This is a genomic window from Streptomyces sp. NPDC006510 (genome assembly GCF_040611955.1).
Taxonomy (GTDB): domain Bacteria; phylum Actinomycetota; class Actinomycetes; order Streptomycetales; family Streptomycetaceae; genus Streptomyces.
On sequence record NZ_JBEXPH010000093.1, the window covers coordinates 23,987 to 32,939 of the forward strand.

Genomic DNA, 8,953 nt, shown 5'->3' on the forward strand with positions numbered 1-8,953 from the left:
CCTTGTCGGCATAGCGTTCATGGGCGTGCTGGTAGGCGCGTCGGCGACGCCGGCCGGCAGCCAGGAACGCGAGAAGCTGCAGGTGACAGCCGTGTCGTCGCGGCCCGGCACGGTGTCGGGAGACGACGCCCTGATACGTGTCGAGGTGCCCGCATCCATATCGGCCGACAAAGTCCGGGTCGAGGTGGACGGCCGGGACGTGACCTCGCGCTTCCGGCCCTCCGGCGACAACGTGCTGATGGGCGTGGTGAAGGAGCTGTCCAACGGCGACAACAGGCTCACGGCCAGGGCGCAGGGCGCGGACTCCGGACAACTGACCCTGAAGAACCACCCCATCACAGGGCCGGTTTTCGCCGGGCCGCACGAGCAGCCGTTCGTCTGTGACACCGCCGAGTTCAAGACGGTCACCGGCGGCACCCTCGGGCAGCCGATCGACAAGGACTGCTCGGTCAAGACCCGCGTCGACTACATGTATCGCACTACGGCCGGCAAGTTCGCTCCGTTGCCCGATGAGAACGTCCGTCCCGCCGACCTGGCGACCGCCACGACGAGCGCGGGCAAGAAGGTGCCGTACATCGTCCGCGTAGAGACCGGCACCATCAACCGCGGCATCTACGAGACGGCCGTGCTGCACGACCCGAACGCCGGTACCCCCGACCCGCTGCAGCGTGGGCCGGGCTGGAACGGGCGCCTCGTGTACGGCTTCGGCGGGGGCTGTAACGGCGGCTGGTACGTCCAGGGCCGCAACACCGTCGGCATCATGAACGACACGTATCTGAGCAAGGGCTACGGCGTCGCATCGTCCACGCTGAACGTCTTCGGCAACAACTGCAACGACCTGCTGGCCGCCGAGACCATGAGCATGGTCAAGGAACGCTTCGTGGAGACGTACGGCGACCCGGCCTTCACCATCGGAAACGGCTGCTCCGGCGGCTCGTACCAGACCCACCAGATCGCCGACAACTACCCGGGTCTGCTGGACGGCATCCTCTCCGGCTGCAGCTTCCCCGATGTCGGCTTCGGGACGATTCAGACGCTCAGCGACGCCCAGCTCCTGAACCACTACTTCAAGGATGTCGCGCCGGACGCGTTCACCAAGGAGCAGCAGAAGGCGGTCTCCGGGTTCGGCAAGTGGGAGAGCATCGGCAGCCTGGCCCGCGCCGGCGGACGTATCGACCCTACGGTGTTCTGCCCGCCCCAGCTGCCCGAGGGACAGCGCTACGACCCCGACACCAACCCGGACGGTGCCCGCTGTGACGTCTACAGCCACACCGTGAACGTCTACGGCGAGGTGCCGGAGACCGGGAAGGCGCGCAGGCCGCTCGACAACACCGGTATCCAGTACGGACTTGAGGCCCTGAACAAGGGGACCATCGACATGGACCAGTTCATCGACCTGAACCGGCGCATCGGCGGCCTCGACGACGACGCCAAGCCCGCCGCGGAGCGCACCGTCGCCGACCTCAAGGCGGTACGGACGGCCTATCGCACGGGCCGTATGCTGAACGGCGGTGGCGGCCTCGCCGACGTTCCGATCATCGACTACCGCGACTACACGGACGACGCGGCGGCCGGTGACATGCACATGCGCTTCCACTCCTTCTCCACCCGGGCGCGCTTGGACAAGGCCAACGGAACCCACGCCAACCAGGTCATGCTCACCCGCTCCAACGGGCACGGATTCACTCTCGCCGGGATGCTGTCCGACATGGACCAGTGGCTCACCGGCATCAAGGGAGACTCCGGCAACGACACCCCGATCGAGAAGATCGTCCGCCACCAGCCGCAGGGTCTCACGGACGCCTGCTGGACCCGTGGCATCGGTGCGAAGAAGATCGCGGAGCCCCAGGTCGAGGGCATCGACAACACCGAGTGCAACACCCTCTACCCGGTGTGGACATCGCCGCGGATGGTCGCCGGAGCCGATGTGGCCAACGACATCGTCAAGTGCCGCAAGCGTCCCGTGATCCGCTCCGACTACCGAGTGCCGGTGACCGACGGCCAGTTCAAGGATCTGAAGGCGATCTTCCGGGACGGTGTCTGCGACTGGTCCAGGCCCGGGGCGGGTCAGCAGGACCTCGCCGGTACATGGCTCTCCTTCGACCGGAAGTGACAGGATCGCGGCAGGTGAGCCAAAACGGGGGCAGGTGCGACCTCCCGCTCTGGTGCCAGTGGTGGTGAGCTCCCCTGTTCGTCCAGGTCAGCACGTGTTTCCGGTCCGCTGAAGCATCGTCACCCCTCTTCTCTTCCTCTCCTTGCCGTCAGTGGGGGAGGAGAGGATCGGGGTGTGGGGTGCCCCTATGGGTTTGGTCGGGCTGATCGAGCAGGTTGGGGTTCGTGGAAGGTGCCGCCGCACTGCCCCGGCCGACGTGTCCATCTGCCGTGCCGGATCGTGCGCGGCAGATGGGCCCGCCGTACGTGGTACGGGAAGCGAAGACCGGTGAACTCGCCCGGCGGACCCGCAGCCGGGTCACACCGCCCCTGCGGGTCTCCGCGCGGACCTCGGCCCAGTGCAGAGGGGCACGGTACGACCCGACGTCTGATACCTGCTCGCGTTGTGGAGTCACGACGCCAGCGGTCAAGGCCTGTTCATGCCAATCGATGAGAGTGGGCGACCTTCGCGACAGGTTCGGTCAGCGCCGCCGAGCCGTCGAGGAACGTGGCGAGCCGACCGCCACGGGGGAGCGCGGTAGCGGGCGGGGAAGTTCGGCGTCGTCGGTGCGCAGCTGCGGGGGAGACAAGACCGCGATTTCCTGGTCGAAGCACGCCATCAGCCGACCGCCCGGTACCACTGCCAGTACACCCTGTTGAGGGAAACGTCGACTCCGAGCCGGCCTGCCGATCACTGGTCGGATCTCACGCCTGCACCGAATTGTCTTCCCTGCCGGCGACGGCCGCCGGCTGCCCGTCCAGCACCGCCGTCGTTACCACTGCCACCGGGCAGTCATCGATTCGCTGCCTCGTTTCGTGGTGAACCGGTGTTCAACCACTGCTCATTGACGGTGGTCGTCCGTCGCTGCTGTAATCCACTCGCCCCCGAAAAGCGACGTTCCGCATTGCAGAACAAAGGGAGGGTGGAATCAGATGAAGCTGGGCAGGATCTCGGCGGTCGCGGCAATCGCGGCCGCGACACTCATCGGGAGTGCGGCATCTCCCGCAATGGCCGCGACCTGGACACGGACGGCGGACTATCAGCGGTGGACAGGGCTCAATGCGCTGGAGCGCGGGCAGGGTGTGGCGACGGACGGGACGTATTTCTACTACGCCGGGCCCGGCGGGATGGTGAAGGCCACCGTCGCCAACGACTCGGAGGTCGCATCATCGGTGGCCCCGATTCCCTGGGAGCTGAGCGGGACGTACGGCAGCGATCACATAGGGGACGTGGAGTACTACGGCGGCTATGTGATCGCGCCGATCGAGGATGGTGACAGTGGCTACCGGCATCCGCTGCTGGCGCTGTACAACGCGAGTGACCTGAGCTACACGGGTCGCTATGTGCAATTGCCCCTTGCACAGATGCCGGGCGGGGTGCCGTGGGTCGCGGTGGATGCTGCTGCGGGACTCGTCTACACCTCGCCCTGGGATCAGGATGCCGCGCAGGGCACGAACAAACTAGTCGCCTATAGCCTGAAAGACCTGCTGAATCTTCCGGCCGGTTCGACGCTTCCTGTGGTGAGGACCGTGACGCTGTCACAGCCCTTGAGCAGGATCCAGGGTGCCGCGATGTGGCAGGGCAAGCTCTATGCCTCCGTGGACGACTCGGCGAAGTCGGTTCACTCGATCGACATCAGCTCCGGTCAGGTTGCCTACGAGTTCCATCAGGACGTCGAGTCCGGGGATGAGGTTCAGGGGATCGCAGCCTGGGACCTCGGTCCATCGGGCGGTCAGCTGCACATCGTCAACGTGGGATCGGGCTGGAATTCGATCTTCCTCTATCTGCAGCACTACACCCAGACCGGCTGAACCGGCGCAGCATCAGGAATTCATGGACGAGCAAGATGGTGTCCTGTATAGCGATCGCGCATTGTGCTGTCCACGGGGCGGGGCACTTGGAGTTGGTTTGTTCCGGACGGGCTGCGGGAGATCGCGAAGCCGCTGATCCCGGGGCAGGAGCCGGAGCGGAGTTCCCATAGCGACCTCGCAGTTGAGCGAGTGGCCGCAGCAACTGGTCTGCTGGCGGACGAGGCTCGAGCCATGACCTGGATGCATTTTGCTGGAACTGCCTTGCCTGCTCTCAGGGGGCAGCGGGCCGAAGCGCGAGGAGTTCATGCCCGGCGGGGCGCCAGGTCCGCTCGGCCGCGACCTGGTCCAGGCTCCTTGATCTTGGTGGGACCGGCCGCGTCGAGAATGGTGTCCGATCGCATCCGCAAGTCCGGCTCGTCGGGATCCAGGACGCCGGTGGCACCCGAAGCGTGGATACCGGCGGAGGTACCGACGGCCCGGACGGCCCCGGGGTAGACCTTTTCGCGGACGCCTTCGGCCAGTAGGTGCTCGATGCGATCGGTGCTGTACGCCATGGACATGTCCGGGTTTCGCCGCCGTGGGGTCTCGTCCCGTCAGCGTGGTGATCCCCGGGGCCCAGATCCGGCATCCGCACGTGAGGGCGAGGGGCGAGGCACTCAAGGGCATCACCAGGCTCTCCGCCAATGAACGAATTGCGAAACTCTGCAATTCATTACATGCTGTGTTGGTCGTGTCCGCAGGTAGCCGCGGATACGGCACTAGCCAATGCCTCGGGTGCCCGGGTGATGAGGAGTGCTGGAGACCGTGCCGGTTCCGCTGTACCAGGCCAAAGCCGAGTTCTTTCGGATGCTCGGGCACCCGGTCCGCATATGCGTGCTGGAGCTGCTGCAGGGCGGACCGATGCCGGTACGCGACCTGCTCGCGGCGATCGAGGTGGAGCCCTCGGCACTGTCCCAGCAGCTGGCGGTGCTGCGCCGCTCAGGCATCGTCACCTCCACCCGTGAGGGCTCGACCGTGGTGTACGAGCTGGCCGGCGGGGATGTGGCGGAGCTGATGCGGGCCGCCCGGCGGATCCTGACCGAGATGCTGGCCGGGCAGAACGAACTCTTGGAAGAGCTGCGGGAAGCCGAGGTTGCCGCCCGGTGAGTGCGCTGCTTGCCCGGTCCTGGGACCGCATCTCCGCTCTGCTGCCTGCCCGCGCCGACTTCGCCGTCATGGCCCGCAACCCGCGCCGCGACCTGCTCGCCGGCCTCACCGTCGCCATTGTCGCGCTGCCGCTCGCCCTCGGCTTTGGCGTCTCCTCCGGTCTCGGCGCCGAAGCCGGGCTGGCGACCGCTGTGGTGGCGGGCGCCCTTGCCGCACTGTTCGGCGGCTCCAACCTCCAGGTCTCCGGCCCCACCGGCGCGATGACGGTCGTCCTGGTGCCGATCGTTGCCCAGTACGGGCCCGGCGGGGTGCTGACCGTCGGGCTGATGGCCGGTGTCCTGTTGATCGCGCTCGCGCTGCTGAAGGCCGGCCGGTACATGCGCTACATCCCGGCGCCGGTGGTGGAGGGCTTCACTCTCGGCATCGCCTGCGTCATCGGCCTCCAGCAGGTGCCCAACGCGCTCGGGGTGGCCAAGCCGGACGGTGACAAGGTCCTGGTGGTGACCTGGCGCGCGGTCGAGGAGTTCGTACGCACCCCCAACTGGACCGCCGTGATCCTCGCGTTCGCGGTGGCAGTGGTGATGCTGCTGGGTACTCGCTGGCGCCCCACCATCCCGTTCTCGATCGTCGCGGTCATCGCGGCGACCCTGGCAGCCCAGCTTTTCCACCTGGACGCGGCCGCCCCGATCGGCGAGCTGCCCTCCGGGCTGCCCGCCCCCTCGCTCGGCTTCCTCGACCTGTCCGCGCTGGGCTCGCTGCTCGCTCCGGCCGTCGCGGTCGCTGTGCTGGCCGCGTTGGAGTCGCTGTTGTCGGCGACCGTCGCGGACGGCATGACGGTGGGACAGCAGCACGACCCGGACAAGGAACTGTTCGGGCAGGGCATCGCGAACCTGGCCGCCCCGCTGTTCGGCGGCGTGCCCGCCACCGCGGCCATCGCCCGTACTGCCGTCAACGTCCGCACCGGCGCGGGATCCCGGCTCGCTGCCCTCACCCACGCCGCCGTCCTCGCGGTCATCGTCTTCGCCGCCGCACCCCTCGTCTCCAAGATCCCGCTGGCCGCGCTGGCCGGGGTGCTCCTGGCGACCGCGATCCGCATGGTGGAGGTGGGCGCGCTGCGCGCAATGGCCCGCGCGACCCACTCGGATGCCATCGTCCTGGTGCTGACCGCCGCCGCCACGCTCGCCCTCGACCTCGTCTACGCGGTCATCATCGGCCTGGTGGTCGCGGGTGCCCTGGCGTTGCGCGCGGTCGCCAACCAGGCCCGGATCGACCAGGTCGACTTCCGCCCGGACCTGCCCGGCGAGCACAGCGAGGAGGAGCACGCCCTGCTGGCCGAGCACATCGTGGCCTACCGGATCGACGGGCCGCTGTTCTTCGCCGGCGCCCACCGCTTCCTGCTGGAACTTTCCGAGGTGGCGGACGTGCGGGTGGTGATCCTGCGCCTGTCGCGGGTGTCGACGATGGACGCGACCGGCGCCCTGGTGCTCAAGGACGCGGTGTCGAAGCTGAACCGGCGCGGCATCGCCGTGATGACCTCCGGGATACGTCCCGGCCAGCGCCAAGCCCTGCAGTCCGTCGGCGCCCTGGACCTGCTCCAGCTGGAGGGCCGCGAGTACGCCACCACACCGGAGGCGATCGCCGGGGCCCGCGCCCACCTGCACCAGGCCGGAGTTCTGCCCGCCACCCCCGACACCGAAGAGGCTTCCCGATGACCACCCCCACCGCACGCCACATGGTCGAAGTCTCCGGCACCGAGGCACTGTGGCTGCTCGAAAGCGCCGCCCAAGGCCGCCTGGTGTATGTCCAGCGGGAGCAGCCGGTGCTTCGTCCGGCCGTCCACATCCTGGAGTACGGGCGTCTGATCGTCCGTACTCCGGCCCAGGCCGCCGCCCTGTCGGTGCGGACCCAGCTCACCTATCAGTCGGACGAGATCAAGGTGGCCGGCGGCACCGGCTGGACCGTGACCGCCACCGGCCCGGCCGAAGTGATCACCGATCCGGACGAGGCCGCGCACTACCGTCGTACGCTGCCCGGCTGGGCGCACGGCCCGCACGACACCCTGGTGCGGATCCGTCCGCAGACGGTGACCGGGTTCCGCCTGGCCCACGCCGAGGCCGCCCGATGAGCGCCCAGCTGGAAGCCCTGCCCTATCGGCATGTGCTGACGCTGCCCGCGATGGGCTCGGCGGTGCGGATCGCCCGCGAGACCACCGAACAGGTCCTGATGGAGTGGGGCATCGGCCGGCGCCATCCCAACCTGACCGAACTGCGTGGCTGGTCGGTGGGCGGGCAGCCGGCCATGACTGAAGCGGCCCGCCAACTCGCCGACGAGGGGCGGCACCTGGAGCTCGCTGCGATCCCGGCGGACGGCTCGCTGGTCCCGGACGGCACTCATCCGCCGATCCCCGTGCACTGTGATCTGCCCGCTGCCCTCACCGCTCGCCGGTAGTGACCGGTGAGCAGCTTCAGTGGTGCGGCGACGAGTGGCCCGGCGCCCGCACCACGGCGACATAGCGCCTGATGTAAGAGATGCACAGGAACGAAGAAGACAAGGAAAGACCATGAGTGATATGACCGAGACGCTGCCGCCGTGCCCCGAGTGCTCCAGCGCGTACACCTACGAGATGGGCGCTCTCCTGGTCTGCCCCGAGTGCGGCCACGAGTGGTCGCCTGCGTCCGCCGAGCCCGCGGGCAGCGGCGCCGGGGACGGGGTGACCAGGGATGCGGTCGGCAACGTGCTTGCCGACGGCGACACGGTCACCGTGGTCAAGACCTTGAAGGTCAAGGGCAGCCCGTCCGGGATCAAGGCGGGCACCAAGGTCCGCAACATCCGCCTCGTGGACGGGGTCGACGGCCACGACATCGACTGCAAGATCGACGGGTTCGGCCCCATGCAGCTCAAGTCCAGCGTGGTCAAGAAGGCCTGACCCGCACTTCGGCCTGCGGGCTGATCACAGAAACAGGCGGTCCCGTCCTCGGCGGAGGAAGGGACCGCCTGTCTGCCGGGGATCGAGCGTCTATCGTCCGGGCGCAGGGCCCGGAGTGACAGAAGGAGGTGATCGTGGAGCAGCGGCATTCCGGAGCGGGCCTCGTAGTGGCGGAAGCGCGTGGCGGCCAGGCCGTGCGCGGGGCGGGTGCGGTGGATGCGGACCCTCACGGTCAACCGCCACATCCCGATCACCGTCCACACCGATCTGGCTGCCGCACCGAACGCGCTGGTCACTGACCTGCGTGGCATCAGGCAGAGCCCGGCGGATCGCATCGGCGTAAGACACGGAGCCGTCGCGGCACACAATCCCGACGCCGGGTTGATCACGCAGCCACGCCTGGAGCGTCTCGGCCCTGCGGTCGGGCAGCACGTCAATCCGCTCGTGGGTCTCGGCGTCGATCAGCACGGTGGCATAGCGGTGGCGGCGACGCAGAGCGAAGTCATCGACGCCCAGCACCCGGGGCGCCCGCGGCCCGGGCAAAGGGATCCGCAGCAGGGCACGCAGAGCGGTGTGGCGCGATAGACGAACGGCCAGAGCCGATAACAGGCGGCACCGTGGTCCGCCCGCTCTCGTCGACTACATCCTCGATGACCAGCGGCGATAACCCAGAAAACACCATGTCTACAAGCTCGTTGACATCTCGCATGTCATGTCAACGACACCAACCACACTCCGTCACCACCGAAAGTGCGACAGAGCCGTTCGTTTGACAGACCGGTCAGCGGATCGGGGTCGAGGGGGCAGACGTGCATCTGGTCCGTGAATCGCCCCGGGTTTGATGGAGACATCGAAGACCCGGAAGGATGCCGATCATGGCTGCTCCCCGTAAGTACCCCGATGAACTGCGTGAACGCG

7 protein-coding genes and 3 pseudogenes are annotated in these 8,953 nt (G+C 68.0%); 7 read left to right on the forward strand and 3 right to left on the reverse strand.

Annotated elements, in window-relative coordinates; all coding sequences use genetic code 11:
- Nucleotides 1–19 precede the first annotated feature (19 nt).
- Both ABZY11_RS25605 and ABZY11_RS25610 read left to right on the forward strand, forming a co-directional pair.
- Nucleotides 20–2,113: a DUF6351 family protein gene (locus ABZY11_RS25605; RefSeq protein ID WP_356481376.1), complete on the forward strand. Its 2,094-nt coding sequence runs from the start codon at nt 20–22 to the stop codon at nt 2,111–2,113.
- Nucleotides 2,114–3,084: 971 nt separating this feature from the next.
- Nucleotides 3,085–3,963 carry a hypothetical protein gene (locus tag ABZY11_RS25610; RefSeq protein WP_356481377.1) on the forward strand — a complete coding sequence of 293 codons (879 nt, stop codon included), beginning with the start codon at nt 3,085–3,087 and terminating at the stop codon, nt 3,961–3,963.
- Nucleotides 3,964–4,319: 356 nt separating this feature from the next.
- Here ABZY11_RS25610 and ABZY11_RS25615 read toward each other — a convergent pair.
- Nucleotides 4,320–4,517: pseudogene (locus tag ABZY11_RS25615) on the reverse strand (serine hydrolase); the annotation flags it as partial.
- A gap of 250 nt (nt 4,518–4,767) precedes the next feature.
- Here ABZY11_RS25615 and ABZY11_RS25620 point away from each other — a divergent pair.
- The 5 genes from ABZY11_RS25620 (at nt 4,768) to ABZY11_RS25640 (ending at nt 8,035) form a co-directional block, all read left to right on the forward strand.
- On the forward strand, nt 4,768–5,109 hold the full coding sequence (locus ABZY11_RS25620; RefSeq protein WP_356481378.1) for a metalloregulator ArsR/SmtB family transcription factor: 342 nt from the start codon (nt 4,768–4,770) through the stop codon (nt 5,107–5,109).
- Nucleotides 5,106–6,821, forward strand: coding sequence for a SulP family inorganic anion transporter (locus ABZY11_RS25625; protein ID WP_356481379.1), 1,716 nt, complete (start codon nt 5,106–5,108; stop codon nt 6,819–6,821). The genes ABZY11_RS25620 and ABZY11_RS25625 overlap by 4 nt, the downstream gene beginning before the upstream one ends.
- A complete protein-coding gene (locus ABZY11_RS25630) occupies nt 6,818–7,234 on the forward strand; it encodes a pyridoxamine 5'-phosphate oxidase family protein (RefSeq protein ID WP_356481380.1) in 417 nt (138 codons plus the stop codon). The genes ABZY11_RS25625 and ABZY11_RS25630 overlap by 4 nt, the downstream gene beginning before the upstream one ends.
- Entirely contained in the window at nt 7,231–7,557 is a 327-nt protein-coding gene (locus ABZY11_RS25635; RefSeq protein WP_356481381.1) for a hypothetical protein, read from the forward strand. Before ABZY11_RS25630 ends, ABZY11_RS25635 begins: the two co-directional genes overlap by 4 nt.
- 121 nt (nt 7,558–7,678) lie before the next feature.
- Nucleotides 7,679–8,035 (forward strand): zinc ribbon domain-containing protein YjdM, encoded by a 357-nt coding sequence (locus ABZY11_RS25640; RefSeq protein ID WP_356481383.1) that lies wholly within the window; start codon nt 7,679–7,681, stop codon nt 8,033–8,035.
- A 143-nt stretch (nt 8,036–8,178) separates the two neighbouring features.
- Here ABZY11_RS25640 and ABZY11_RS25645 read toward each other — a convergent pair.
- A pseudogene (locus tag ABZY11_RS25645) lies at nt 8,179–8,370 on the reverse strand (hypothetical protein); the annotation flags it as partial.
- A pseudogene (locus ABZY11_RS25650) lies at nt 8,324–8,647 on the reverse strand (transposase); the annotation flags it as partial. The pseudogenes ABZY11_RS25650 and ABZY11_RS25645, both read right to left, overlap by 47 nt.
- Nucleotides 8,648–8,953 lie beyond the last annotated feature (306 nt).

Bases quoted from the DNA above. Each gene is read 5' to 3' on its own strand.
- ABZY11_RS25640 (WP_356481383.1), top strand. From the start codon at position 7,679: ATGACCGAGACGCTGCCGCCGTGCCCCGAGTGCTCCAGCGCGTACACC.
- ABZY11_RS25610 (WP_356481377.1), top strand. From the start codon at position 3,085: ATGAAGCTGGGCAGGATCTCGGCGGTCGCGGCAATCGCGGCCGCGACA.
- ABZY11_RS25630 (WP_356481380.1), top strand. From the start codon at position 6,818: ATGACCACCCCCACCGCACGCCACATGGTCGAAGTCTCCGGCACCGAG.
- ABZY11_RS25635 (WP_356481381.1), top strand. From the start codon at position 7,231: ATGAGCGCCCAGCTGGAAGCCCTGCCCTATCGGCATGTGCTGACGCTG.
- ABZY11_RS25605 (WP_356481376.1), top strand. From the start codon at position 20: ATGGGCGTGCTGGTAGGCGCGTCGGCGACGCCGGCCGGCAGCCAGGAA.